Source organism: Thermoleptolyngbya sp. C42_A2020_037, from assembly GCF_015272455.1.
Taxonomy (GTDB): Bacteria; Cyanobacteriota; Cyanobacteriia; order Elainellales; family Elainellaceae; genus Thermoleptolyngbya.
Genome location: NZ_JACYLP010000057.1, coordinates 18,400 through 44,952, shown reverse-complemented (window position 1 = coordinate 44,952; position 26,553 = coordinate 18,400). Strand labels below are relative to the sequence as shown.

The following is a 26,553-nucleotide window of genomic DNA, read 5'->3' as shown; positions in this document are numbered from 1 at the left end:
ACCTGACCGATAATCAGGTTACGGTTCGTTCGCCAAACAAGACCCGACCTAGCCGGATGATGGTAGCTCCGGCTTCGATGGCCAGGGGATAATCTTCTGACATTCCCATTGACAGTTCTTCCATTCGGATCGTTTTGAGGGTTTGATGACGAATTTTTTCAGCCAGTTCGCGAGTTTGCAAAAACACCGATTTTGTCACGTCTGGATCGAGTCCGTAGGGCGGAATCGTCATCAGCCCTACGATGTCCAAATGCTGACAGTCGTCGAGCAGGGGCAAGTCAGCCAACAGTTCTGAAACTGTCCAGCCAAATTTATTGGGGTCAGGAAGAATTTTAACCTGGAGGCAGACGCGCGGGCGGGTGGGGCGATCGCCCGCAAGCTGGTTGAGGCGCTGGGCCAGCTTGAGGCTGTCTACGGAGTGAATCCAGTGAAAATGGTCGAGGACTTTGGCGGCCTTGTTGCTTTGCAAATGCCCGATCAGGTGCCAGGTTACATCGCTCAGGTCGTTCAGTTCAGCTTGTTTGGCGATCGCCTCTTGTAGCCGACTTTCACCAAAGTCGCGGATGCCTGCGGCATAGGCGGCCCGCATTGCGGCAGGAGACACTTGCTTGGTGACTGCCATCAGCCGCACCGTATCGGGCAGCGTTTGACGAATTTGATGAATCGTTTGGGCGATCGCCTCAGGCGCAGCAGCACTCATGCCCATCTTTTCTGACGTGGACTCGAGGAATCATTAAATCTGCAAATTTGCAGAGGTTCCGCACAGGGTTAACCGAGCGAATTACTGAAAGGTCTGTTTATAAACCAGTTGCAACGCCGCATACTCCGCTTCACTGCCGCTGCGTCGCAGACCCCGCAGACGATTCTCCAGCAAAATGCGGGCATCTGAGCGACCGATCGGCTCAAACTGCAAGCCTTCTGAGGAGGCCGTCACCAAAAAGAACAGCCGCTGCGCGTAGAGTGTCGCAAACAAATCTTGATTTGCGGTAACTTCGCAAACCTGATAGAGCAGCCCAAAGGTTGGGTGGTTCAGGTAGGATTCGCGACTCATTCGAGTTGCATTAGCTCCTGATGGTGGGGCAGATAGCGATTGAGCAAATTTCATAAATTGTTAAATGATGACAGCAGAGTAGCAGAGTGTGGAACGACAGAGAAGCGCAACGTTCAGGATGTTTTGGAGGCGGGCTAAGAGCTTTGGCTAAACCGTTTGGTCTAACGAGTTCGGTAAAAAACCTAACCAAAACTCTCACCCGAAGAGGCCTATTGGAAAAAGCTCCTCATCAAGCGTTTTGACTGAGCAGTTCATGCAGACAGCCCGACTGCATGTTTATCAACGATACGACCTTGACTCAGTGAACCTGCCCAGGTGATTTCGACCAGCTCACTTTGCCCAGGTGACTCTTATTCGGCTCCGGGGCCCAGAAACAGTGCCGTGGCGATCGCATACTCTCCGTCATGGCTGAGGCTGAGCCGCCAGTTTCCACCACCCGCTTGAGTCGCCCACTGGGCTGCCGTGCCGTGTAGACAAACTGTTGGCGCACCGTTTCCCTGCCGCTGAATTTCGACATCGGTATAGCGAATTCCTCGCCAGCCCGTGCCCATTGCTTTGACGACTGCCTCTTTTGCCGCCCATCGGCCTGCCAGTCTGGCAATACCAACCTGATTTTCGATGGCCTGGGCACAGGCTTGCCAATAGTCTTGCTGCTCGATAGCAGTGTAGACTTTTTTCAAAAAGCGATCGCCAAAACGGTCAATCAACGCCCTGATTCGAGGAATATGGACAATATCCGTCCCTAGAGAGATGTTTGGAGAGATGTTCAATCGTGCCTCAAAATGCATTCACAGTAATACTGTATGCTAGTTTGTATAGCAGGGCTACAAAAACAAGTTTTCTTTAAGTTTTTATCGGCAGGTTAAGACATTTCTCACGGAGTTAGCACACGGGATTGCAAGAGCTTGGCGACTTGTCTCAACGCTCCGGCGCTCTGCCCCCGTTAGCTGCCCCAGTGGATGCGGGCAAGGATGAATAGCACTAGTGTGGCGATCGCCAGCCAGTCGAGCCAAAACACGCGAAACTGATGCCACTTCACCTGATGGCGGTTGGGACTGGTAAAGCCTCGCACCTGCATGGCGCTGGCAATCTGGGTGGCGCGAACCAGCAGGTTATCGACCAGGCGTTCTGCGACGGTGAGGGCGACTTGGGAACTGCCTCGAAACCCCAGCTTTCGCCAGTTGATGGCGCGGGTTCGCACGGAGCGGATTAGGTTTTGAATTTCCTCTAGCACCAGCGGAATGAAGCGCAGCGAGAGCGTCAGCGTCAGCACGATTTCGGTGACGGGAATGCCAAACCGTCCTAGCGGTTTCAGTAAGCTCTCCAGCCCAGCGGTGATTTCTTCTGGCGCGGTGGTCAGCAAGAACAGGTTCGTACTGACCAGCAGCGTGAAAACCAGCGTGCCGACTCGGATGCCCAGATTGAGCGATCGCCGCGTGACGCGCAGCGGCCCTGCCTGAAGCAGCACATACTGATAGCCATTGCCCAGGTTCAGCGTTATGGGCGCATCCTCCCCGACGGACGGAGTTGCAGATGAGGACGACGGAGGCACGGTGATGCTTAGCTCGTCCGCAGGGATGCGCGGCTGGTGAGTAACCGTCAACCCGTCAGGCACGACCAGCGTCACCAAAAACAGCAGCAGGCTAAATCCCGCCGCCAGCCCGACCTGCCGCTTCCAGACGCGCAGCGGCAGCAGCGTACTCACCATGAGCGCCAGCAGCCAGCCTACCAGCGACAATCGCCAGTAGGGGGTTGCGGCGATCGGGGTTAGCACAAACGCCATCAGCCAGGCCGCCTTGACGCGGGGATCAAGCCGATGGAGCCAGGTAACGGGTTGCTCCAGATATAGCCCGATGGGGAGCGATCGCAGCAGATCCATAGCCGTTCCGCTTACACCTTCGTCGCTCGGTTTGCAGAGCCACGCTCCACCTCTCGAAGCTTTTTGCCTCGCCAAAAGAAGCGAACTGGCGTACCCACAAAGCCGAGCGACTGGCGAAACTGGCGCTCGATATAGCGGCGATAGTTGTCGTTAAACAGGTTGGGATCGTTGACAAATAGGGCGATCGCCGGAGGTTGCGTACTCACCTGCGTACCGTAGTAAATCTTGCCCTGGCGACCCTGGCGCGTGGTCGGCGGCGAGTGCCAGTTGCCTGCTTCCTCCAGCACTTCGTTAATCACCGAGGTCGAAACGCGGCGGCGATGCTGCTCGGCAGCCCGGTTCACCAGTTCCAAAATCTTTTCCACCCGCTGCCCGGTCATGGCGCTAACAAAGATGGTCTCTGCCCAGTTGGTAAAGTGAAGGCGATCTTCCAGATGTCGCTCGTATTCATAAATCGTGTGGGAATCTTTTTCAATCGCGTCCCACTTGTTGATCACCACAACGCACGCCCGCCCGTCATCGGCAATGCGTCCAGCCAGCTTCTGATCCTGCTCCGTCACGCCATCGATTGCGTCGATCACCAGCAGCACCACATCCGCCCGCCGAATTGCCTTAAAGGCTCGGTTGATCCCAAAGAATTCTGGGCCGTATTCCACCTGCTTTTTCTTGCGGATGCCTGCGGTGTCGATCAGCCGATAGCGCTGGCCGTTGCGCTCGACCTGCATGTCGATCGCGTCGCGAGTGGTGCCTGAAATGGGGCTGACGATCGCCCGCTTTTCTCCCACAAATGCATTCAGCAGGCTAGACTTGCCGACATTTGGCCGTCCCACGATCGCGACCCGAATCTCATCGGTTTCTTCGACCTGATCCGTCGGTGGCAAAAAAGTAATGAGTTTGTCCAGCAGGTCGCCTGTGCCGCTGCCATGAATCGCCGACACAGGATAAGGTTCCCCCAGCCCTAGGCTCCAAAATTCCGCCGCCTGAATCAGCCCTTGCTCTACCGACTCGCATTTGTTAACCGCCAGCAGCACAGGGACAGACTGTTGCCGAAGCCAGGTGGCGATCGCCTCGTCGGCCGCCGTCACGCCTGCCTGTCCGTCTACCACCATCACTGCCACGCTCGCCTCCGCCAGCGCCGCCATTGCCTGCTCTCGAATCAGCGGCAAAAATTCGGTGTCGTCATCGAACACTAGCCCGCCGGTATCCACCACCAAAAAGTCGCGGTCATTCCAAAAGGCAGGCTTGTACGTGCGATCGCGCGTCACCCCCGGCTCATCATGCACAATCGCATCCCGCACCTCTGCCAGTCGGTTGACAAAGGTAGACTTGCCTACGTTGGGGCGACCAATAACGGCAACAATCGGAAGGGACATGGGAGGACTGAGGGTTGGCAGTTAGGGACTGGTTCAGCCTTGATCCCGCAACCCAAATTGACACAGCTTTTCTATTGTGACGCACAACCGGGGGATCAGGGGTCAGGACTTATGGACTTGAAACCGATTGCCCCGAAACCAGAATCAAGGGGGAACTCTGGGGGTTCCTGATTTTTGCTCTTACCCAATTCGCTTCACTGCTGCCTGCGCCTCCCGCTTCAGCCCTTTGGCAATCCGAAATAATTCCTTACCTGTGTGCAAATACTGCTCGTTGTAGCTGGTGACAAATCGCTCTAGCTCATCGATGCCATCTCCCACTTGGCTCAGGCAATAGAACAAATCGGCAGCGGCCTTTGCCGTGCTGGGCGGGTTTGACATCGATTTAAACGTAGTCTGGGCCTTGTGCAGCAATTCGCGGGATTCGTCTAGATACGCCTGAAATGCCTCTAGCAATTCGTCATCAAATGGATCATAGGCAAGATCATCAAGCTGCTCTTTAAGCGGATTCAGAATTTTGGAAATCAGTCGGTTGACCGGCTGATAAACTCGCGTCAGCCATAGCTTGAGCTGCTGGTCGTCGTCTTGCCCGGTCTGGCGCTGCTGATAGCGGCGCTGCGCTTCGGCCGTGCGCTGCTGGCGGCTGCTTGCAGACTCTTCGTAAACGTCAAAACCGGCCGCTTTCAGCCGTTCTGCATCATGCAACTGCTGATCGTAGGTGCGGCGACGCTGGGGATCGCCTAGCACTTCGTAGGCAGCGTTAATGGTTGCAATCTGGTCATGCCCGTCCAGTTCGGGATTGTGATCGGGATGAAACTGCTTCACCAGGCGGCGATAGGACTGCTTGATCTCAGCCTGGGTCGCCGTCTGGTGAACGTCCAGAGTTTTATAGTGGTCTTGCTGCTGCATACGCCTATTGTAAGGCGTGTGTAAAGCGCGTCTTTCAAAGACTCAGGCGCTCAGCGAACCAGACGCAACCAGTTCTGGATCTTGGAAGAGGGGAGTGCTGAGGTAGCGCTCACCAAAGCTGGGTTGAATCATCACAATCAGCTTGTTGGCGTTTTCGGGGCGCTGACCCACTTTGATCGCAGCCGCCAATGCCGCGCCGCTGGAAATCCCAGAGAGCAAGCCTTCTTCGCGGGCCAGCCGACGACCAAAGGCGATCGCCTCTTCATCGGTCACGGTCACCACTTCGTCGATGATTTCTGTGTTCAATACTTGGGGAATAAAGCCCGCGCCAATGCCCTGGATCTTGTGGGGGCCGGGGCGACCGCCCGACAGCACCGGACTGTTGGCGGGTTCAACGGCGATCGCCCGAAATCCTGGCTTCTTCTCTTTCAGCACTTCGGCCACGCCCGTCAGCGTGCCACCCGTCCCAACACCCGAAACTAAAATATCCACCGCGCCGTCGGTGTCTTGCCAGATTTCCAGCGCCGTTGTGGCTCGATGGATTTGAGGATTCGCCGGGTTGCTAAACTGTTGCAGCATATAGGCATCCGGCAACAGAGCAACGATCTGCTGCGCCCGCTGAATGCAGCCACTCATACCCTCGATTCCGGGCGTTAGCTCCAACTCTGCCCCAAACGCCCGCAACATCGCCCGCCGCTCTGAGCTCATCGTGTCTGGCATCGTCAGAATCAGCCGATAGCCCTTTGCCGCCGCCGCCATCGCCAGCGCAATGCCCGTATTCCCAGAAGTCGGCTCTACTAGAACGGTCTTGCCCGGCTCAATCTTGCCCGCCTGTTCCGCCGCCTCAATCATGCTGATCCCGATGCGGTCTTTGACTGAGGCAGAAGGATTCATACCCTCTAGCTTCACCACAATCTGAGCAACACAGCCCTCCGCTTGGGGAATCCGGTTCAACTGCACGAGCGGCGTGCCGCCAATCAACTGAGTAATATTTTGAGCAATTCGCATGGTTAGATTCAGTCCAACTTTATGATGTATCAGATGTAGTACATGATGTCTAAACGGCGGCGAGCTTCGCGCTTATCAGACAGATCCTGCAAAGTCTGTTTTTGCAAAACTGCATCGGCTGCCTGCCCCGCCTCCTGCCACACCTCCCAAATCACCATTCCCTCAACGGTTTTGGTATCACGTCTCGTGTCGGTAGTCTGTGCGTCCTGTCCCTCAATACAGTTCACGACTTCCAGTAAGCTGATCTTCCAGGGTTCTCGTGCCAGTACATAACCGCCTTTCGCTCCCCGCTGGCTCCGCACCAAGCCCCCACGCCTCAGAGTGGCCAGCAGTTGCTCTAGATAGCGGTCTGGAATGTTCTGCTCCGCAGCGATTTGGCGAATTTGCAGTGGTTCTCCACTGCTGTAGTGGTTCGTCAATTCTAGAAGTGCCAGTAGGGCATACTCAGTCTTACAGGAAAGTTCCACAATCTCATCAAGAATCAGTACCTTCCTCAGTATACCCCGGTTCTCCACCGGGGTTTTGGCTGTTCCAGGTTCAATTACGCAAAATAAGAGGCTCCACCTTGGTGGAGCCTCTTAGATAGCCATACAAGTCAAGCTTCAGAAACTATTCTCTGGCGAAACTCAGGCTTTAGAAGCGGAAGGAAGTCCGCAGAACTGGGATGATGGCATCGTCGCCAGTGTCAGCAATGTTGCTCACAAAGATCACGCCAGGCGTCAGAGAGATGTTGTCAGATACCGGGAAGCGATAGAACACTTCAGCGTGGAACGAGGTACCGGTATTGAAAGGAGAGAAGTTGCCCAGAGTAGAGTTGCCGAAGGAACCCTGGTAAGGAGGCACACCAGCAATGATACCCAGCAGGCTACCCTCTACACCCAAGTCACTAATACCCAGCGTGAGAGCGTAGGACCAAGCCTCGCCATCACCCCGGAACGCTAGAGGCCCAGCGAAGGTGCGGGTATCGACATACATACCCCAACCGCCGATGGTGAAGGCATCCGACAGAGCAAATTCAAAGCTAACGCCATAGCCATTGTAAACAGAAGGCGAGAAGTCACCTAGGCTGTTTGGCTCAGAGATGTAGCTGTTGACGTAGGTCAGCGCCACCGTCAGGTCGCCAGGCGAGAAGGTCAACTGACCAAAAGCAGTGTAGTCGCCATTGAACAGACCTGCACCGTTTGAAGGATTATTACCTTCGCCAGTCAGATAGCCCAGACCCAACTGGAAGGCATCGCTCAGATCAAAAGTCAGACCAAAGCCGATGTTCTGAGCAGCACCACCCAAGTCGTAAATCGGATTGTAACCGAAGTAGGACAGCGAACCTTGCTCCCCATCATCAAAGGAACTGACTGAGGTCACGATATCAGAGATGCCCTGATTGCGAGCACCCAGGTAGACAGTCGCAGGGCCAAGGGGGAAGTAATACTCCAAACGGTTGACAGATACAGCAAAATTACCACCACTGTCAAAGGAGAAATCAGTCTGCTCGGTAAAGTCTTGGCTGACCGGAGAGATCTGAGCAGAAGGAACTGCGTTGAAGTCAACAAAGTTGCCACCTTGAAGACGAGTTCTCAGACGATCTCTGCCCGTGAAGCTGGTGTCGAAGTTCAAGCGAACACGGCTTTGGAACACCGTGTTGTTCTCATCTTCAATCGAGCTACTGCCAAAAATGTCGGAGAAGGCAAAGACAGCGCGACCGTTCAGGCGGGTGGTGGTCGAGAACTGGTTGGCTTGCAGTTCTTCAACGGCTGCTTCCAGAGCATCCACGCGACCGCGCAGCACTGCTAGCTCAGCCGCAAATTCACGCTGGAGCGCTTCAATGCGAGCTAGGGCTTCAGGATCAAGGCTTTCCAGACGACCCACCACCGCGTCCAAGCAGGAAGCCAGACCAGCAGCAAACTCGAAACGAGTCATCGCCCGACCACCGCGATAGGTGCCGTCGGGATATCCTTCCAAGCAGTCTAGACCGCCTTGCGCTTCCGAGTTGGCTAGGTAGGCGAGCGCTTCGTAGGCCCAATCTCCGGGGCTGACATCAGAAAACTCGGTCACCGAGGTCACCTGGGCCAGAGAGCCACTGCTACGACCTTCGTTGCTGTACTGCATCACTTGATCGAGGGTTGCCACGGAAGGCTCAGACTGAACCTGTGCGCTGGCAGGGGCGATCGCAGAGACCAGTGCAGCTCCCAAAACTGCTGGAGTAACCAGCAAAGAGTTCCAAAGAACCTTTGACAGCATTGCTTTTGTCCTCACACCTAGAATAAAGAACTCGCAATCAATAATCGTTATAACATCGACTGCTCAAGACTTCTACCCGAACAACACGGAGAAATCTGCATAGCCAGTGAGAAATCTTTTACAACGACGATTGCTAACTTTACAGATTGCACTCACTCAAACACCCATCAGTGTAGCAGGTACTTCTTGATTTGGCTTGAGTAATCCAGGTTAAGGAATGATGAAGCACAGATATCCTGTAGCTAGCTTGTGTTAGGAATCACGCTAGCTACAGGGTTTGAAACAATTAGAATCGGAAGGAGGTGCGGAGTACAGGAATCAACAAGTCGTCGCCTGCATCCGCAACGTTGCTGACAAAGATGACTCCGGGAGTTAGGGAAATGTTATCTGACACGTTAAAGCGGTAAAACACTTCTGCGTGAAACGAACCACCTGTGTTGAAGGGACTTACATTACCAAGTGTGCTGTTCCCAAAGGAGCCTTGGTAAGGCAATACACCAGCAATCACTCCCAACAAGCTACCCTGTGCGCCCAAGTCGCGGAAGCCTAGCGTGAGGGCGTAAGACCAGGCTTCTCCGTCACCTCTAAAGGCAAGCGGGCCAGCAAAGGTGCGAGTGTCCGTATACATCCCCCAACCGCCGATGAAGATAGCATCGGTCAACCCCAGTTCAAAGCTAATTCCGTAGCTGTTATAGACTGATGGCGAAAAGATACCACTTGCAACCGGATGAGAGCTATAAACATTCGTATAGGTCAAACCGAGTTTCAAGGTGCCAGGGGTAAAGGTCAACTGACCGAAGGCCGTGTATCCGCCATCGAACAGCCCGGCTCGGTCAGAAGGATCATTTCCCCGCCCTGTGAGATAGCCCAGACCAAACTGGAGGTCATCGGATAGGTCGAAGGTGAGTCCAAAGCCAATACGCTGCTCGTTCTTCCCTAGATCGTAGATGGGATTGCGGTTGAAGGATGACAAAGCTCCCTGCTCACCACTATCAAAGGAACTGATGGTGGGAACGATATCTGAAATTCGCTGCCCTTGCGCTCCCAGATAGAGCTGCCCGATGCCAATGGGGAAGCGATACTCAAGTCGGTCTACTGTAACTGCAAAATCGCCACCACTGTCAAAGGAGAAGTCGCCATACTCGTCGAAGAAGCGCGTATTGGATTCCTCAGTAGCCGGGGTGATAAAGATACCCGGAACGTTCACAAAGTCCCTGAAGTTGCCAGCTTGCAAACGAGTCAGCAATCGATCCTGTCCCGTAAAGCTGGTATTGAAGGCCAGGCGAACGCGGCTTTGGAACACCGTGTTGTTGGCATCTTCGAATACGCTGTCACCGAAAGCATCCGAGAAGGCAAAGATAGCAGTTCCGCTCAGGCGGGTGGTGGTCGAGAACTGGTTGGCTTGCAGTTCTTCAACGGCTGCTTCCAGAGCATCCACGCGACCGCGCAGCACTGCTAGCTCAGCCGCAAATTCACGCTGGAGCGCTTCAATGCGAGCTAGGGCTTCAGGATCAAGGCTTTCCAGACGACCCACCACCGCGTCCAAGCAGGAAGCCAGACCAGCAGCAAACTCGAAACGAGTCATCGCCCGACCACCGCGATAGGTGCCGTCGGGATATCCTTCCAAGCAGTCTAGACCGCCTTGCGCTTCCGAGTTGGCTAGGTAGGCGAGCGCTTCGTAGGCCCAATCTCCGGGGCTGACATCAGAAAACTCGGTCACCGAGGTCACCTGGGCCAGAGAGCCACTGCTACGACCTTCGTTGCTGTACTGCATCACTTGATCGAGGGTTGCCACGGAAGGCTCAGACTGAACCTGTGCGCTGGCAGGGGCGATCGCAGAGACCAGTGCAGCTCCCAAAACTGCTGGAGTAACCAGCAAAGAGTTCCAAAGAACCTTTGACAGCATTGCTTTTGTCCTCACACCTTGATTGTCCAAACGTTATCGTCTGAGATAGCTAGGAATAATTAGCATCTCACTAGTTGCAACAGCATCTATTTTTGGCAGCCAAAGCTGTCTGCCGAAGCAATGAAATGCCGGCTATACGCATCTCGAAAAGTGCTTCTAGTTGAGAATATATTTCAATTAGGTAGCAAAATAAAAATAGCAGATTGTCAACGAGAGTGCAAGATCTAACCTGTAAAGGGCTGCCAATCGGAGCAGTCAAGGTTTGCGGGATTTTTGATCTCTATAGCCGCCATCTCGATTCGTCTAGATGGTTCTCTAGGTGCTTGTCGGCTGCTATGAGCCTGATAACAGAGCTGATTGGTCTGGACGCAGCCCACACAAATAAGCCCCCAAAAGACTCCAGGGTCTTGGGGGCTGGTTTTGGGGGCTACAATAGCGCGTCCTGCTGAAGCTTGATTTAGGAATCGAACTTCACGGAGGCTTGTATTGTGACGCTATGGGGTCGAGAAGTGCGGGATGAGCGTCTGAGAGTCTAGAGCCTTGATGCAGCGCTGCTCTACCCAGCTCAACCTTGAGCCAATCCTACAGTTTGGACACTGTAGCAGCAAGGTCAAAGTCTTGTTGAGTCAGTCCGCCGGCGTCGTGGGTGGTGAGGGTGACGGTGACACGGTTGTAGGAAATGGCGATGTCGGGGTGGTGTCCAGCGGCTTCGGCAGGTTCGACCAGTTTGTTCACAAAGGCGATCGCCTCTAGGAAATCTTTGAACCGATAGGTGCGCTGGAGGCGATCGCCCTCCAAAATCCAGCCAGGCACTTGCGCCATCTGCGCCTGAATCTCTGCGTCGGTTAGCGGTTGAGACATGGTGAACTTCCTCCGGGAGTACGCTTGATAGGTTGATCTAACTCCTTGATCTAACTCCACAGTAGGACGGTTTAGCAGGGGTTGAGGCGATCGCCACATTGAAACCCCTGCCGAAAAACCATCGAAAACCAACCCAAAAAATGACCTGGAAATTGCCCTGAAACTGCCCCAAAAACTATCCAAAAAACTATCCGCCCTTGCTGGGAGTGCCTTGGGTCGAAACCAACCGTCGAAACCAAAACACCGGTAGCAAGGGCGGTCTAGCGGGTCTTCAAATTGACCTAGACTGCCGGGAGGATCTCTGAACTATCTCAAGATCTCCCAGAAAACTTGATTCTGATTGAAGCTGGGTCAAGCTACAAGAGAACAGCCCCGGCGCACAGCCAGTACATCTCAACCTGACGACCCATACGTTTACTGCTGTCCTGCATGGGCAACACCTCCTGTTCTTTTAATAGTATTGACTGCATTAGCGCCGCTGTGAAAAGCTAGGCTTTTCTCCGTGGCTTACTCCAGAATATAGCACAGCTAACGGCTGAGTGTCTCAGATGACGGGGGCTTCAGGAGATTTTTTGAGGAAGAAATACGGCATTGGGCAAAAAAACGCCTCCACAAAACTGTGAAGGCGGAGAGAACAGCAGTAATCACTGTCAATAAAAACTCAGTCAAAGCTGCAAATCTTTGCTGAAGCCCCTTACAGCGCGTTACCGCGAGGTAGCACCTCTTCAGGGAATACAAATTGTTCGTGAGGCTGGTCTTGCGGAGCCATCCAAGCGCGGATGCCCTCGTTCAGCAGAATGTTCTTGGTGTAGAACGTCTCAAACTCCGGGTCTTCCGCCGCGCGAATCTCCTGCGACACAAAGTCGTAAGCCCGCAGGTTCAGCGCCAACCCCGCAATCCCAATGCTCGCCATCCACAGACCCGTCACCGGCACAAACAGCATGAAAAAGTGCAGCCAGCGCTTGTTGGAAAACGCAATCCCGAAAATCTGGGACCAGAAGCGGTTGGCCGTCACCATCGAGTAGGTCTCTTCTGACTGCGTCGGGTTGAAGGCGCGGAAGGTGTTCGCTTTGTCACCGTCTTCGTACAGGGTGTTCTCCACCGTCGCACCATGAATGGCGCACAGCAGCGCACCCCCCAGGATGCCTGCTACTCCCATCATATGGAACGGGTTGAGGGTAAAGTTGTGGAACCCTTGCACGAATAGGATGAATCGGAAGATGGCAGCAACCCCAAAGCTGGGGGCAAAAAACCAGCCCGATTGTCCTAGCGGGTACAGCAGAAACACGCTGACAAACACGGCAATCGGACCGGAAAATGCCAGGGCGTTGTAGGGACGGATGCCCACCAGACGGGCAATCTCAAACTGTCGCAGCATGAAGCCGATCAGTCCAAAAGCCCCGTGCAGGGCGACAAACGTCCACAAGCCGCCGAGTTGACACCAGCGGGTGAAGTTCCACTGGGCTTCGGGACCCCACAAAAACAGCAGGCTGTGTCCCAGGCTGTTGGGCGGGGTGGATACGGCGGCGGTCAAAAAGTTGCAGCCCTCTAGGTAGGAACTGGCGATGCCGTGGGTGTACCAGGAGGTGACGAAGGTGGTGCCGGTCAGCCAGCCGCCCAGCGCCAGGTAGGCGCAGGGGAATAGCAGAATGCCTGACCACCCTACAAAGACAAATCGGTCGCGCTTTAGCCAGTCGTCGAGAACGTCAAACCATCCTCGCTGGGCTTGCGCTCTTCCCATTGCTATGGTCATAGCGCGGATCTCCAATGAATTAAGTACGAGTACTGAAAGGCTCTGCCTATACCTGTGAGTGATCGTGCAACAAAGCTGCACAAATCGACAACGGAGTATGAGCAGAGTTTACGTTTCTTTACTTTCCCCCTCATTATACAGATAGTTTCTGGGAAAGCTATCGGTGAGATCGGATTAGCTTAAGGATTGAGTGAGGAGGGGTTGGATTTTGGGTTTTGGATTTTGGAGATTTAGGCGTGAGAACGGGTTTGTGTCCTTTCCCCTGAAATCAGGTCTGTCTGAGATACTGAAGAGGTAGCGTTTGTTTCTGTGCATAAAGGTCTGGATTTAGATGTTTATTGTTGACATTGTGCTGAAAAATACGCCGTCGATGCTGTCGATTCAGCGGAAGACCGCAGAAGATGCGGAGGCGGTGTATCAAGAGATTTTGAACGCGATTCGGTCGGGCAGCCCGGTGGCGTTGGAGTTGACCTGCGAAAAACAGCCGGACAAGAAACTGGGCGTGTTGGTTAGCGAGATTTCGGCGGTTCAGGTGTCGGAGAAGGCTGGAGCCAGCGGCACGGCTCGTCCGCCGGGATTTTTTGCGCTGACGGAGCCGTCCTGACTGTAGGCGAATTTCCTGAATGCTCTTGGGGGCTGCTCCTGTGATTGAAGGTGGGTTAGATGAGTGAGTGGGCGATCGCCATTGAGTCTGTAAGCTTTGCCTGGTCGGCACAATCGCCAGTGTTGCAGAACTGTTCGCTGCATGTCCCCAAGGGGCAATTTTGGATGCTGCTGGGGACGAACGGCAGCGGCAAGTCTACGCTGCTAAAGCTGATGACAGGGTTACTGGCTCCCCAGTCGGGGCAAGTCAACTTGGTGCAGCCCGTCGGGTTTGTGTTTCAAAATCCCGATCATCAACTGGTGATGCCAACGGTGGGGGCAGATGTGGCCTTTGGGCTGGTGGCAGAAAACCTGTCTACGGCTGAAACTCGACAGCGGGTGCAAGAGGCGCTGGCGGCAGTGAACCTGCTGCATTTGCAGCGTCGGCCCATTTACGCGCTGAGCGGTGGACAAAAGCAGCGGGTGGCCATTGCAGGGGCGATCGCCCGCCATTGCGAGGTGCTGCTGCTAGACGAACCCACCGCCCTGCTCGACCCCGATAGCCAGCTTGATCTGGTCGATCAAGTCCGGCAACTGGTGAAAACACGCGGCATGACGGCGCTCTGGGTGACGCATCGCCTAGACGAACTGAACTACGCCGATGGAGCCTTTTTTATGGAGGCGGGTCGGATTGTGGAGTCGGGCGATCCGCAGCGGCTAAAGCAGCGGATGATGGCCGGCGCAGTGAGGGGTTAGGACACCAGAAATTGCAGAAGCTTGGGTCGCTCAGACTTCCGTCATGGTGTTGAAAAAGTCAAAATGGGCGATCGCCTCCACAATGCCCAGCGCGTGGGCCTGCTTGGCGTAATAAATCCGCTCCCCATCCATCAGGTGCGACAGTTCCTCATGGTGTCGATTAGCCACCACGACTGCCAGCGTATTGCCGCGCATCATGTCTTCATCGGCTCCAGAGCCACCCGCCACCAGAATATGCTCTAGCGGGATGCCCCAGCGGTCAGCCACGTAGCGCAACGCCTGCCCCTTAGAGGCGCGGATGGGTAAGATATCCAGATATTGCCCAAAGGAGAAGATCACATTCACTGCCAAATCTTCCTGATAGAGCAGGCTCTTGATTTCTTGAATCGCGGGCGCGACCTCCGCATCATAGAAGTAGCTGATTTTGAATTGGCTCTGGTGGATGCCGGGCTGCAACTCTAGACCTGGCAGATCGGCTAAAACACGCCGCACTTCTCCGGGTGTCCAGCGGTGGTCGATATGCCGCTTCCACCAGGTATCTTCTGTAAAATCCGGACGATAGTGAATCACCGTGCCGCTGCTGCTGATTAGCACATCGGGTTCGGGAATATGATACTGGCGCATCACTTTCAGGGCAGACTCTAGTGTCCGCCCGGTGGCCACAGCGAAAGCCGTAGACTTGCGATTCTCGCGCAGTACTTCGACAAAGTAGGGAATATCAACCGGGTTGCCCAGCAGGTTTTGATCGAGGCTGGTAACGATCGCCCGATCGTTGTAGACCATAGCGCGGCGTGACAGCGGCACTCGCTCCACTACCTGGGTCTTGTCGAGCAGCGGTCGAATCACCTCCAGGTAGCTGGATGCGTGGGCTTCCCAGGAATAATGTTCGCGCACGCCCCGCAGCCCGTTTTCAACAGCAAGCTGCCGTTTTTCTGGGTTTTCTAGCAGCGTCAGCAACGCGGCAACAATCGTATCACTGTCCAGCGGATCGATCAGGATGCCGTTGTTGCAGTTGCCAATGATGTCGCGCGGGCCGCCGTCCTCCGTTGCCACAATCGGCAAGCCGCTGGCCGCTGCCTCGATGAGCGTCAGCCCAAAGGGTTCTGTCAGGGCTGGATTGACAAACACACCGCCAGATAGGGCCGCCAGTCGATAGATATAGGGCACTTCGTCGGCTTTGTGGCGCTTGGGATAGGCAACGCGACCGTAGAGGTCATAGTAATCGAACGCCAGGAATAGCTCCGTCAGCACTTCCTGAGCGCCTGCGTCCATATCCTTAATATTGTTCCGGCTGCCCGCCACAATCAGCAGATTGGCCAATTCCTGGAGTTGCTCGGAACTGCCGTAGGCCTTCACCAGTGCCCCAATGTTTTTGCGGGCATCGGGACGAGACAGCGCCAGGATCAGTGGCTTCTTCGGTTCGCGCAAGAAGCGGCAAATATCCTGGGCGATCGCCGTTTCCCACTCATCCCCTTGGGGCGGGTAAAACAGCGTCAGGTCTGTGCCAGGGGGAATCACGCGCATCCGCTCCGGCTGGTAGCAGTCATACAGTTCGTACTGTTCTTCCACCTCCTGGCGCGTGCTGGTGATAATTAACTCAGCGCTTGCCAGGGTTAGCTCTTCTGCCTCGATCCGGCGCAGCATGTTATAGCGCTGGTCAATATCCTGCGACGACAGTCCATTTGCCAGCAGCCGCGTCCGCTTGACCCGTCCTAGCGAGTGCCCCGTATGCACGAGCGGCACGTTCAGAAAGTTAGCCAGGCGGCTGCCCACGTAGCCTGCATCGGCATAGTGGCTGTGGATCAGGTCTGGCACGCGATCGCTCGTGCGAAAAAACGCCAGCATATTGTCCACAAAGCTGTCCAAGTAATCCCACAGTTGCTCCTTGGGGATGTATTCTTCCGGCGGGCCCGCCACAATTCGCACAATCCGGGCCTTGCCGCCCAGCGGCTCAAGATCCTCGCTATAGTCTTGATCCACATCGGGCGAGGCAATCAGCCGGGTAAACAAATCGACCGCTGCCACGCCAGGTTGCTGGGCCAGGGCGCGGGCCAGCTCCACCACGTACTTCACCTGGCCGCCTGTGTCAGAATCGCGCCCTAGCTCCATATTCTGACCCCGAATCAAGCCATGCACACTGATCAGCGCAATATACAGACCGTTGTGACTGTGGTTGGGCATATTTTTTTGGAAGAGGGGGTTAGGGTCTTGGCGTAATGGGGATTGGCGTAATGGGGATTGGCGTAATGGGACTGACGTAAATAGGGATTGGGGTAATGAGCGGTCTAGCTGTCTAGCTGATGTGTAACTTACTGCAATCTGAGGGTGCTGCGATACTCTCTTTCGGCTAATATTTCGTCACCTTATCACTCCTAAACCGGTTTGGCGGCGATCGCCCACACCCTACGTCTCCCCACCCCAGTCCATCCCCCGGTTTGTAAAAAACGCCTGACATTTTCCAACCCACGCCAGCATTCACAGTAGGCTGAAGTGAGCTACATTCAGCTAAAACGTCTTGAACGGTCAAGCATTTGGGGTAGGCATGAAACTGGCAGCACGGGTAGAGAACGTATCGCCGTCGATGACGCTGATTATTGACGCAAAGGCCAAAGCCATGAAGGCAGAGGGCATTGACGTATGCAGCTTTAGCGCCGGAGAGCCAGATTTCAACACGCCCAAGCATATTGTAGAAGCTGCCAAAGCCGCGCTGGATGAAGGCAAGACGCGCTATGGCCCGGCTGCGGGAGAACCCAGACTGCGAGAGGCGATCGCCCAAAAGCTCCAGCGCGACAACGGGCTATGCTACGGGGCAGACAATATTCTGGTCACCAACGGCGGCAAGCAGTCGATCTTTAACCTGATGCTGGCGATGATTGAACCCGGGGATGAGGTGATTATCCCCGCGCCCTTTTGGGTCAGCTATCCCGAAATGGTGAAGCTGGCAGAGGGCGTACCTGTCATCCTGCCCACGACGGTCGAAACCCAGTTCAAAGTCTCGCCAGAGCAGATCCGGCAGGCGATTACGCCCAAGACCAAGCTACTGGTTTTTAACACGCCCTCCAACCCGACGGGCATGGTCTACACGCCAGACGAAGTGCGGGCGATCGCCCAGGTGGCCGTCGAGTCCGACCTTTGGATACTGTCGGACGAAATCTACGAAAAAATTCTTTACGACGGCGCTCAGCATCTCAGCATCGGCGCAGCCAGCCCAGAAGCCTACGAACGCTCTGTCGTGTGCAGCGGGTTTGCCAAAACCTACGCTATGACGGGCTGGCGCGTTGGCTTTTTAGCAGGGCCAGTGCCCCTGGTAAAAGCGGCAACAAAAATCCAGGGCCACAGCACCTCCAATGTCTGCACCTTTGCCCAATATGGGGCGATCGCCGCCTATGAAAATTCCCAAGACTGCGTGCAGGAAATGCTAGCCGCCTTTGCCGAGCGCCGCCGCTACATGCTGGATGCCCTCAACGCCATGCCAGGGCTAGAGTGTCCCAAACCCGATGGCGCATTCTATATGTTCCCCAGCATCGCCAAAACGGGACGATCTTCCCTCGATTTTTGCAGCGAACTGCTAGATCAGTATCAGGTTGCCACAGTTCCGGGCGCGGCTTTTGGCGCAGACGACTGCATTCGCTTGTCCTACGCGACCGATTTAGACACCATCAAGCGCGGCATGGATCGGTTAGAGAAATTCCTTCATGGGATTGTGTAGCAACCCAGACGACCCAGGCGATCCCCGCAAGGCGACAGGCGACCCAAATGTAACTCACTATTAAGACTCTGGCTGCTGAAGCGGGTGAGTTCGCTATGGTAAGATTTCCATTGATATTGAAGGCGAAGGACTTATAGGCATGTCAGCAGCCGCACAAGTTACAGATTCCACTTTTAAGCAAGAAGTTCTTGATAGCGATGTCCCCGTTCTGGTAGATTTCTGGGCCCCTTGGTGTGGCCCCTGCCGGATGGTTGCTCCTGTAGTCGATGAGATTGCTGAGCAATACGCGGGACAGGTAAAGGTCGTAAAAGTGAATACCGACGAGAACCCCAGCGTTGCCACTCAGTATGGCATCCGCAGCATCCCTACGCTGATGATTTTCAAAGGCGGTCAGCGCGTGGACATGGTAGTCGGCGCAGTTCCCAAGACGACCCTCGCCAGCACGCTTGAAAAGCATCTATAGTTTTTAAGAGCCAATTAAGCGCGAAAGGCTTTGATCGTTAGCGTGTACCGGGTTATTCGCTAATGCTCCTGCCGGAGTTTAGCTTGCCCCACCTTACCCACAGGTGGGGTTTTTGCACTTGTCAGAAGGTGGATCTTTTTGTTAGCACCGTAGCATCCAACCAGATTACGTCAACGCTGGATGGCAGGCTACATGGAGGCAAACAAGCGGTATGGGCGGAATAGTCAGCTTTGATTTGGGGCCCAAACCCACCCATCAAGAAGGCGGACATTTGGTGCTGAAATGTCCATCCTGGGAGCGTCCTTCTGCATTTGTCCTACTGATAATCTCCTGTCTGTGGCTTGGGGTTTTCAGCAATAATCGCCTGACGTGCGATCGCCCCGACCTATCTACTACCCACTGCCAAGTGGTTCGCACCCTTGGAGTGGGCCTAATTCCTCGTGAGACGGTTCGGCTCGGCTCCCTGACCACAGTTCAGGTTATTAGTGAAACCCGTCGTTCAGATGACGGGGACTATCTGGTCTATGACCTAAAGCTGAGTGGAACTGAGGCGGTGACGCAACTGGGGCTGAATACGATGGATCAAGCTCGCGCTCAGCAGATGGCTGAAGCGGTTCAACGGTTTCTGGTCAATCCTGGTCGCCCTGCGATCGCCCTACAAACCCGGTCTATCTGGAGCTTTATATGGGGCCCACTGGGGCTGGCCGGTCTGGCGATCGCCCTCCTGCGGCGCAAACCCCATCGCTTCGAGTTTGATCGCTTGATGGGCAAAATGCAGGTGTTTGGAGCAAATGGCCGCCTTAAGCAGGAGCTATGGCTGCGAGAGATTCAGGCTGTGGTCATTGAGCAGTGTAGCAGTGAAGATTTAACGGGGTATGGCGTAGTGCTGCTGACGCAGCGGGGCGATCGCCATCCCCTGACTGAGACTTATAGCAGCAATCTGGAAAGCAAACAGGAAGCGGCCGAAGCGATTCGAGCATTCTTGGGATTGCCGCCTGTGGAAATCAAGGAAGTTTAGAGACTAGGGTGATGCAGTCGGGCGATCGCCTTCCGCTCATGCGTACCTACAGTGCTGGTGTACCCGGCAAACAAGCGGTAGCTGAGGCGATTCGCGAGTTCTTAGAGTTGCCGCCAGTAGAGATGGAAGATGGACTAGCTGCAAGAATTTGATGGTCGGCCCACAGCGCCCAATAATCACTAATAATCATACGGATTCTGGGGTTCCTCAATCGGGGTCAAGGACGTGGCCTGGATGACCAGTTGGCGTTGGCCGTCGAGGATTTCCGTCGCCATGTCGCCTTCTACACGGAGCCACTGGTCTTGTTCGTAGGCGGTGCGATCGCCCTCAATTCGCACGGGCAGCCCAACCGGGTATACGTCTGCGGCGCAGCAGGTAATCACAAAGCGGGTAATGGTGAAATAGTTGCTGGGCAGGTTGGGTGAATGGATGACAAACCCTTCGACCGAGGCTTTTTGACCCGTGTAGGCATCGGGTTCGGGGTAGACGTTCAGCAGGCGCACCCAGTCGATCAGCGAGCGATCTTCGGGGCGGGTGTTGGTGCGGAAGGACTGAGGCTGCGATCGCGTCAGGGTGAGCGTATCCGCTACGCCGCGCTCGATGGCGACCTGGCTGGCAAAGGCGCGGGGCGTAAACTGGAGGCCAAACAGGGCGATCGCCAGCAGCAGGGCGCTACTCCATCCGGGCGGCAGCAGGTTTGCGTGGGACTCTGAGGGCTGGGTAATGGCAATGCCGCGTCGCAGCAGCCGCAGCCCCTCCCACAGTTTGGCCACGCCCAGCCCCAGTAGCGCAAACCCAGCGGCGATCGCCAGCCAGACGTAATCTGGATGCAGCAGGATATTAATCCGCCCAGTCAGCCAAAAGCGCAGCATCAGCCCGCCCCAAGCCAGCAGCATCCCTGCATCTAGCCAGATTAGCCAAAGCCCTGTCCGATTTTTCCGAGGCCGATTACTGCTCCTGCTTACCATCACTCCGTCACTCCGTCACTCCGTCACAACCATCATTCGGTCACACCATCACTCCGTTGCTCCGTCACCCAGCCAACCTGTTACTCCGTCCCCCTGTTATCCCAGCCCTCCAGCCCTCCTGTTCTAGCTGATATACAGATTAATCAGCAAGCAAAACAAAAACGTGAGCTGACCCGCCAGGATAAACAGATAGGCGATCGCCCGGCCGCGAAACATCGACAGCAGCAGCGCGATGTTTTTCAGGTCAATCATCGGGCCAAACACCAGAAACGCCAGCAATGCGCCGCTGGTAAAAGTAGAGGCAAAGGACAGGGCAAAAAACGAATCCACCGTTGAGCAAATCGACACAATCCACGCCAGCAGCATCATCGCCAAAATCGACGTGACCGGGCCCTGCCCCAACCCAATCACCCACTCGCGCGGCACAAAGACTTGAACGATTGCGGCGATCGCCGTTCCCAAAATCAGCACACCGCCCAACTCGCGCATTTCCTGCACAATGTTGTTCACCAACAGCCACAGCTTGTCCGATAGCGGCTTGGTGAGGACGGGATTGATGGCGATCGCCGACGAAGACAGCGACCCATCCGGGCGAATGGGCTGATCCGCCTGTCCCAGCCAATAGGTTCCTGACTGCAACAGGGACGACTCACCCGCTGGCTTTGCAGCCGCCCCGCGCACTGCTGGCATGGCCCGCGCCACTCCCGGCTGCATCAGCGGCCGCAGGTCTGCCTGAGCGCTAAACACCCAGCCCACAATTACTGCCACCAGCAGCGACAGCCCCACCCGCAAAAACACGATCTCCGGCTGATCCCGAAAGGCAATCCACGTTGCCCAAAACACCACCGGATTCACGGTGGGAGCCGCCAGCAAGAAGCCCACCGCCATCGACGCGGGCGCACCCTGCACAATCAGCCGCCGCGCTACAGGCACGTTGCCGCACTCGCACACGGGAAACAAGAAGCCAATGCCGCCGCCAATCATCGCCGCCAACAGCGGATGTTTGGGCACTGCCGCAATCAGCCGCCGCTCATCCACGAATAGCAGCAGCACACTCGAAAACAGCACGCCCAGCAGCAAAAAGGGCATCGCCTCCACGAGCAGGCTGAAAAACAGCGTCAGCGCATTGTTCAATCGATCCATGCGGTCTAACCTAATTCTTCGGTCTAGCGATCCCCGATTGGGTCTGAGAGGCTATTCTACACTGTCCGATCGCAGACGGGTTTTTCAAAAGGCGGGTTTCCGCCCAAAAAGCGAGGCTTTTGCAGGATCAATCGCGGGGGAAACCGGCCCAATCCCCCACCGGAATCGCGATAAGGTTGAGTGGGATGAGTGGTGTTGCCATCGAAGCGGGTCAGAATTATCAGAATTATCAGACATGCTCCATTGCCCCGACCCGTCATCTCGATCCGCTGTCTCAACTGGTGATCTCGACGTTTCCGCAAGGCATTCCGAATGTCTTTCCCGAAGCTCGCTTTTTGCCCTAATCCCTATTTCTCAACCTCTATTTCTGACCTCCTGACGTCTAACTATGGCTTCTGATTCCGAAAGTAATAAGGCTGAGCGGGAACGGGCGATCGCCAATACCCTGCCCGTCGAGATTCGGGACATGGACATCGACGACCTCGCCCCGGTGTTTCATCTGGGGGAAAGCCTGTTTACTAGCGACCTCTATCCCTACCTGTATCGCACCTGGGACGAGTGGGAAGTGATTGGGCAATACAACACCGACCCAGAATATTGCCTGGTTGCAGAAATCGAAGGCGAACTGGCAGGCTTTGTGCTGGGCACGATTATCAGCAAGGCATCCTGGGTCTACGGCTACATTATCTGGCTAGGAGTCAGTCCCAAGTTTCAGCGGCGCGGCGTGGCGGATAAGCTGGTGGACAAAATCGTTGAGCGCATGATCGAGGAGGGCGCTCGGTTCATGCTGGTGGACACCGATCCGGCTAATGAACCTGCGATCAAGTTCTTTCGGCGCAAGGGGTTTGGCAACCCCCGTCGCCATGTTTATCTGTCGATGAACCTGAGCAAGCACGAAATTTACGGCCGCCTGATCGCCTACGAGCGGGATAAGGCTAGCCGGGTGCGTCATCACCGTCCTAAGCGACCCTGATTGTTCCCGCGTTGCGGTTTAAGCCGTTCAATACGCTGCTCAATACGCTGCCCTGAGAGCGCGATCGCCCACCAAGCTGCTCTGTATGCTGCTCTGTATTTAGTGTGGCAATCTGGCGTAGCCACTTAGCATGGCAACACACGCCATGAAGAAGCATTAATTTTTCCAATAAAGCGTCATTCTGTATTTTTAGATACAGAATTTACTGCTATGATTAAACAAGAAGCGTCAAAGTTCCATCACTTAACACCACCAGAAGGATTTCACTATGTCTACCCAAGATCAAGCTCGCGCCCTGATGATGCGCCACCACCACAACATCAAGAATCGCCAGCAATCGATGCTCAGCCGTGCCGCAGCCGAAATCGGCCTACCTGCTGAAACGCCCACCCTCTGGAATCATGTTCAGGGCAAGCCCCATCCGTCTTTTGTGCAGAGCTATGACCGCAGCGGCTCGACCATGAGCTAGGTTGCCAGGGGACTGGCTCCGCAATCCCGTTAAACAGGAATTCGATTTTAGACCTGGTTTGGAAGACCTGGTTTGAAACCTTGGGCGATCGCCCAATCCACCCTTTTGCTCCGCTCGGTCAGGGAGGTATCGACACCGATGCCTCCCTGATTTTTTTAAGACCCTGCCTCATGCCTCACCTAAGCAAAGCCTAGTCGCTTGAACCGTCGGCGTTGAGCCTGGGGCTGGGCAGCAGTGGCTTCCAGGCGTTCTTGGCGCTCCAGTTCTGGCAATTTCAGCACGACCCCGGCAAAAAACCAGTAGTAAACCGCAACGGGGTCTACATCGAGAGGATAGTAATACGTGTTGTAGCTAATGAACAGCACGAATAGCCATAGTGCTGCGCCATAGCCCCGTAACGTGCGATCGCGCATGGAGCGGTAGGCCAAAAAGGTCAGCACCGTCAGCATGGTTACCAGCGCCAAAAACGCCAGCGTCCCCAGCATTCCAATTTCATACAGCAGCTTGGGATAGTACGTTTCGATTAGCTCAGTGTCGCCCAGCGTGCGGGCGGCGTTGGTGGCTCGTCCCAGCCCTTTACCCAAGAAGTTCTGATTATTCAGTGACCACTGAAACTGTTCCAGAATAAACAGGTGTGGCGGCGAGGCTTCCCAGCGGCTTTGCAGACTCTCAAAGCGTCGGGATAGGATGTCGGGGTTCCGCAGGGCGGCGTAGCCCAGCACAGCGCCGAGAATGACTGCACCAGGGATAAAGCGCTTTAGGTTCACCACCTGCCCCGTCAACACCAGCAGCGTCAGAAACACACCGGGCACCAAAATCAGCGCTACTCGCTGCCCCGATAGCACCGCCATAATGAAAACCGATGCGAGAGAAATCAGCCCTGTCGTGCGCCATTGCGCTCTGGGGTCGCTAAATGCCGTTGCAAACGCCAGAAATGCGGCAGAAATCAGGAACCAGCCCCATTGCCAGGGCGCAACAAAGGTTCCAGGCAAGCGAATCTGGTTGTGTTGGGGCGTATAGAGCAACGCTCCACCTACAAAACAGCGGGCATTGAGGGAAGCGCGGTAGAGGTCTGGCCCCTGGGCAAAGCGGGTGCCAGGGCAGGACCCGGTTTTGAGCAGGACATACTGGATAAACGCCAGGGCGCAGCAGGTGAGGATAATAATGACCGTGAGCCGCATCAGGAACAGCAAATCGCGGCGATCGCGTAGCAAATAATACGCGCACACCACCAGCGGCATGTAGCCCATCAGCACCTTCAGTCCCAAAATGCCCATCAAAATCGGCTGTTCCCCTGGCGCAGGGCTAAGCTGCTGCCCTCCGTTCACCACCAGCAGCGTCATCAGACACAGCCCCAGCAAAATGCCTACAGGTGCAATCATTTGCCGGGGAATCAGCACGGGCAGCTTTTCGCGGCGGCAATATTGAATCACGCCGAAGAGGGCAGGAATATAGAATCCGTCTTTGGCAAGCTGAAGCAGCGGACTGCTGCCCAGCGCATAGGTCACCGATCCGCTCAGGGGCATATAAATCAAAAAGGCCCACAGCGCGTGGCGGGGATACTTAAACGACAGCGCGGTGCAGAGCGTACCAATGAAGGTGCCAATGCCTGGGCGAACCCCGGCAGCCAGACCCATAACAAAACCAACCACTGTGGCAAATAACGCAGCAAAAATCGTGAAGGTAACCAGCTCTTGCCGCAGGCGATTGGCTTTGCGGCGCTGAGCAAGACGCTGACGCAGGGTGGGTTGGGGCGATTCAACCGCTAGAACCGAGCTGGGCTGGGCTTTGGACTTGGGCTTTGTTTTCAGCACGGGGCAGGTAGAGGGCAAGCAGAGGGTGCATCTAGCAGAAGGGCGATCGCACAGTAGGATTGGGTGATTTGGGCGAATCCGGCTTAGGCTAAACAACCCATATCAATGGCTGACATTGATTCTGGATTTTAGATTTGGCGATTTTAGATTGCTAGTCTAAGGTCTGTAGGGGCTTCCAGCGGCTTCAAATGTAGCGCTGTTGCCAAGCATTGATTTGACGACGAAGTCCCCCAGGCGCTCTGGCACCTAGCTCATCGCATTCCTATCGTAGCCGAGCGTCTCGCGCCCCCTGCCCAAATGCTTTGGCTACGCATATTGCACCACAACTTCAGCCTCTACGGGCAGTTTGATTCGCAACTCTGCCCAAAGTCGATACTGCTGCGGGGAGATTGTGAGGATGGCAGATGGGTGATCTGCGCTGGGGTAGAGGAGCAAATGACTGCAACACGAATAGGCGCTGTCTTCCTCATGCTTTCCAAAGGTCTGAACTAGGCGATACAGCGTATTGCCGTAGCGGATGCCTTCACACAGGTAGCCGTCCCTATAGAACCAGAACGAGCGGACAGAGCGCTCATTGACAACAGTCGGTATCATGGTTCGTTCTCGCGTAAGATGCATTCGGAATTTCGAGATTGCTGGGTTCAGTGTGAAGCCTGCATTTTGACTGGTGGAAACTTAGTAAAAAAATATACGCTTTTCGCGTGGTTTTACGGAAATCCGCAAACTTCTATAGAATCTAGCAATTTATCCTGGAACCCTGATGGCAGCCTCTCGATAGAGACCGCAACGCTTTAGTTGTAGCCCTGACCGTTTGGTAGCTACAACCGTAAATTCTCGGTGACCGTTGCCCTAATTTTATGAAAATAAAATATTTCCAGGCGAGCGTTTTTTGACAGGCATGGCTCAGCGACGACGCGATTTAAAGCTGGGCCCCGGTGGGCGGCTAAAAAATCCACGACGGGGACGGGCGATCGCCCTTTCATCTGGCTCTTCTTCAGATTTGCGCCCTAGGCTGAGCCGGGGAATCAGATCGCGCTGGCTTTTTTGCTCTGGAGGCAGCGGTTGTGCCTGTTTGCGGTAGCTAGCAATGAGTGCGCCCGACAGTCCGGCGATCGCCCCCAGCCCAATGCTCAGCGGCACCCAGTAGCCCAACAGCGCAAAGCCGATGAGAAACACAATCCAGAGCTTAATGCCAACAATCACCGGATCATTGTTGCCCATCGCAATCCCTCCAGTGCAATTCCTTCCAATGCCGTGAGCCGCAGTAAACAAGAGCGTGTAAACCACGAGAAAGCCTACAAGCCACAACCTCTCTCACGCTCAGCGCTGACCCCTGACCCCTAACCCCTGACCCCTTGCCCCCGCAAAGCTACTCTCTCGCGGGAATCAGCCGCTCCAAAAGCGTCAGCAAGCGATCGATTTGCTCGTCGCGCTTTTTGGACTGTTCGCGCATTTCCCGAAAACCCTCTTTGATCTCGCTAAACCCGTCTCGCATAGAAATTTCCAGCCGAGTTAATTCCTCGGTCATCCGCCCGACCTGCTCGGATAAAATCTGCACGCTTTCTGCCAGGGTCTCCAGCCGTCGGGTGAGGCGCTGATCCAGCACTTCGATGCGGGTATCTACCGCTGCAACGTGGGAATCGAGGGTGTCTAGCCTTTCAACAATCAGTTCGTGGGTCATAG

27 protein-coding genes are annotated in these 26,553 nt (G+C 55.2%); 8 read left to right on the top strand and 19 right to left on the bottom strand.

The genetic code is table 11. The features are described 5' to 3' along the window. Window positions 1–13: 13 nt before the first annotated feature. From IGS16_RS21070 to psbD, 12 genes are all read right to left on the bottom strand, one after another. Window positions 14–700: a YggS family pyridoxal phosphate-dependent enzyme gene (locus tag IGS16_RS21070; protein ID WP_367185844.1), complete on the bottom strand. Its 687-nt coding sequence runs from the start codon at window positions 698–700 to the stop codon at window positions 14–16. Window positions 701–781: 81 nt separating this feature from the next. Continuing rightward, on the bottom strand, window positions 782–1,051 hold the full coding sequence (gene pipX, locus IGS16_RS21065) for a transcriptional coactivator PipX (protein ID WP_068508416.1): 270 nt from the start codon (window positions 1,049–1,051) through the stop codon (window positions 782–784). 350 nt (window positions 1,052–1,401) lie between these two features. Beyond that, entirely contained in the window at window positions 1,402–1,839 is a 438-nt protein-coding gene (acpS, locus tag IGS16_RS21060) for a holo-ACP synthase (protein WP_297088868.1), read from the bottom strand. Window positions 1,840–1,994: 155 nt separating this feature from the next. Beyond that, window positions 1,995–2,930, bottom strand: a complete 936-nt coding sequence (locus tag IGS16_RS21055) for an energy-coupling factor transporter transmembrane protein EcfT (protein WP_297088866.1) — start codon at window positions 2,928–2,930, stop codon at window positions 1,995–1,997. A gap of 11 nt (window positions 2,931–2,941) precedes the next feature. Next, window positions 2,942–4,303 carry a ribosome biogenesis GTPase Der gene (gene der, locus IGS16_RS21050; protein ID WP_297088864.1) on the bottom strand — a complete coding sequence of 454 codons (1,362 nt, stop codon included), beginning with the start codon at window positions 4,301–4,303 and terminating at the stop codon, window positions 2,942–2,944. Window positions 4,304–4,483: 180 nt separating this feature from the next. Further along, complete coding sequence (locus tag IGS16_RS21045) at window positions 4,484–5,209, bottom strand: DnaJ domain-containing protein (RefSeq protein ID WP_297088862.1); 726 nt, start codon at window positions 5,207–5,209, stop codon at window positions 4,484–4,486. A 42-nt stretch (window positions 5,210–5,251) separates the two neighbouring features. Continuing rightward, the gene (cysK, locus tag IGS16_RS21040) at window positions 5,252–6,217 is read right to left on the bottom strand and encodes a cysteine synthase A (protein WP_297088860.1); all 966 of its coding nucleotides are present in this window, start codon (window positions 6,215–6,217) and stop codon (window positions 5,252–5,254) included. Window positions 6,218–6,246: 29 nt separating this feature from the next. Then, complete coding sequence (locus IGS16_RS21035; protein ID WP_068516006.1) at window positions 6,247–6,684, bottom strand: Rrf2 family transcriptional regulator; 438 nt, start codon at window positions 6,682–6,684, stop codon at window positions 6,247–6,249. Between the two features lie 166 nt (window positions 6,685–6,850). Further along, window positions 6,851–8,344, bottom strand: coding sequence for an iron uptake porin (locus IGS16_RS21030; RefSeq protein WP_297088857.1), 1,494 nt, complete (start codon window positions 8,342–8,344; stop codon window positions 6,851–6,853). A 397-nt stretch (window positions 8,345–8,741) separates the two neighbouring features. After that, on the bottom strand, window positions 8,742–10,361 hold the full coding sequence (locus tag IGS16_RS21025) for an iron uptake porin (RefSeq protein ID WP_297088855.1): 1,620 nt from the start codon (window positions 10,359–10,361) through the stop codon (window positions 8,742–8,744). Window positions 10,362–10,943: 582 nt separating this feature from the next. After that, window positions 10,944–11,222, bottom strand: a complete 279-nt coding sequence (locus tag IGS16_RS21020) for a 4a-hydroxytetrahydrobiopterin dehydratase (RefSeq protein ID WP_297088853.1) — start codon at window positions 11,220–11,222, stop codon at window positions 10,944–10,946. A gap of 694 nt (window positions 11,223–11,916) precedes the next feature. Then, window positions 11,917–12,975: a photosystem II D2 protein (photosystem q(a) protein) gene (gene psbD / locus IGS16_RS21015; RefSeq protein WP_068508400.1), complete on the bottom strand. Its 1,059-nt coding sequence runs from the start codon at window positions 12,973–12,975 to the stop codon at window positions 11,917–11,919. Window positions 12,976–13,306: 331 nt separating this feature from the next. Here psbD and IGS16_RS21010 point away from each other — a divergent pair, with 331 nt between their 5' ends. After that, window positions 13,307–13,579 carry a hypothetical protein gene (locus IGS16_RS21010; protein ID WP_068508399.1) on the top strand — a complete coding sequence of 91 codons (273 nt, stop codon included), beginning with the start codon at window positions 13,307–13,309 and terminating at the stop codon, window positions 13,577–13,579. 59 nt (window positions 13,580–13,638) lie between these two features. Next, window positions 13,639–14,313 carry an energy-coupling factor ABC transporter ATP-binding protein gene (locus tag IGS16_RS21005; RefSeq protein WP_205370908.1) on the top strand — a complete coding sequence of 225 codons (675 nt, stop codon included), beginning with the start codon at window positions 13,639–13,641 and terminating at the stop codon, window positions 14,311–14,313. Between the two features lie 30 nt (window positions 14,314–14,343). Here IGS16_RS21005 and IGS16_RS21000 read toward each other — a convergent pair whose 3' ends face one another. Beyond that, a complete protein-coding gene (locus IGS16_RS21000; RefSeq protein ID WP_297088851.1) occupies window positions 14,344–16,494 on the bottom strand; it encodes an HAD-IIB family hydrolase in 2,151 nt (716 codons plus the stop codon). A 361-nt stretch (window positions 16,495–16,855) separates the two neighbouring features. Here IGS16_RS21000 and IGS16_RS20995 point away from each other — a divergent pair, with 361 nt between their 5' ends. From IGS16_RS20995 to IGS16_RS20985, 3 genes are all read left to right on the top strand, one after another. Next, on the top strand, window positions 16,856–18,022 hold the full coding sequence (locus IGS16_RS20995; RefSeq protein ID WP_297088850.1) for a pyridoxal phosphate-dependent aminotransferase: 1,167 nt from the start codon (window positions 16,856–16,858) through the stop codon (window positions 18,020–18,022). A 139-nt stretch (window positions 18,023–18,161) separates the two neighbouring features. After that, window positions 18,162–18,485, top strand: a complete 324-nt coding sequence (gene trxA / locus IGS16_RS20990; RefSeq protein ID WP_068516004.1) for a thioredoxin — start codon at window positions 18,162–18,164, stop codon at window positions 18,483–18,485. Window positions 18,486–18,696: 211 nt separating this feature from the next. Next, on the top strand, window positions 18,697–19,503 hold the full coding sequence (locus tag IGS16_RS20985; RefSeq protein ID WP_297088849.1) for a hypothetical protein: 807 nt from the start codon (window positions 18,697–18,699) through the stop codon (window positions 19,501–19,503). A gap of 179 nt (window positions 19,504–19,682) precedes the next feature. Here the strand turns inward: IGS16_RS20985 and IGS16_RS20980 are convergent, their stop codons facing one another. Both IGS16_RS20980 and IGS16_RS20975 read right to left on the bottom strand, forming a co-directional pair. Further along, the gene (locus IGS16_RS20980) at window positions 19,683–20,399 is read right to left on the bottom strand and encodes a TIGR03943 family protein (protein ID WP_297088848.1); all 717 of its coding nucleotides are present in this window, start codon (window positions 20,397–20,399) and stop codon (window positions 19,683–19,685) included. Window positions 20,400–20,594: 195 nt separating this feature from the next. Next, window positions 20,595–21,614: a permease gene (locus IGS16_RS20975; protein WP_297088847.1), complete on the bottom strand. Its 1,020-nt coding sequence runs from the start codon at window positions 21,612–21,614 to the stop codon at window positions 20,595–20,597. 185 nt (window positions 21,615–21,799) lie between these two features. Here IGS16_RS20975 and IGS16_RS20970 point away from each other — a divergent pair, with 185 nt between their 5' ends. From IGS16_RS20970 to IGS16_RS20960, 3 genes are all read left to right on the top strand, one after another. Further along, window positions 21,800–21,958, top strand: coding sequence for a hypothetical protein (locus IGS16_RS20970; protein ID WP_297088845.1), 159 nt, complete (start codon window positions 21,800–21,802; stop codon window positions 21,956–21,958). A gap of 122 nt (window positions 21,959–22,080) precedes the next feature. Beyond that, window positions 22,081–22,587, top strand: a complete 507-nt coding sequence (locus IGS16_RS20965) for a GNAT family N-acetyltransferase (RefSeq protein WP_225894760.1) — start codon at window positions 22,081–22,083, stop codon at window positions 22,585–22,587. Between the two features lie 268 nt (window positions 22,588–22,855). Beyond that, window positions 22,856–23,056: a hypothetical protein gene (locus tag IGS16_RS20960; protein ID WP_068508382.1), complete on the top strand. Its 201-nt coding sequence runs from the start codon at window positions 22,856–22,858 to the stop codon at window positions 23,054–23,056. 179 nt (window positions 23,057–23,235) lie between these two features. On the opposite strand, the gene hpsL is transcribed toward IGS16_RS20960, so the two are convergent. The 4 genes from hpsL to IGS16_RS20940 all read right to left on the bottom strand — a co-directional run bounded on the left by hpsL (window position 23,236) and on the right by IGS16_RS20940 (window position 26,551). Further along, window positions 23,236–24,870 (bottom strand): hormogonium polysaccharide biosynthesis protein HpsL, encoded by a 1,635-nt coding sequence (hpsL, locus tag IGS16_RS20955; protein ID WP_297088842.1) that lies wholly within the window; start codon window positions 24,868–24,870, stop codon window positions 23,236–23,238. A 306-nt stretch (window positions 24,871–25,176) separates the two neighbouring features. Beyond that, the gene (locus IGS16_RS20950) at window positions 25,177–25,464 is read right to left on the bottom strand and encodes a hypothetical protein (protein WP_297088840.1); all 288 of its coding nucleotides are present in this window, start codon (window positions 25,462–25,464) and stop codon (window positions 25,177–25,179) included. Window positions 25,465–25,773: 309 nt separating this feature from the next. Then, window positions 25,774–26,091 carry a hypothetical protein gene (locus IGS16_RS20945; protein WP_297088838.1) on the bottom strand — a complete coding sequence of 106 codons (318 nt, stop codon included), beginning with the start codon at window positions 26,089–26,091 and terminating at the stop codon, window positions 25,774–25,776. A 148-nt stretch (window positions 26,092–26,239) separates the two neighbouring features. After that, window positions 26,240–26,551: a hypothetical protein gene (locus IGS16_RS20940; protein WP_297088836.1), complete on the bottom strand. Its 312-nt coding sequence runs from the start codon at window positions 26,549–26,551 to the stop codon at window positions 26,240–26,242. Window positions 26,552–26,553 lie beyond the last annotated feature (2 nt).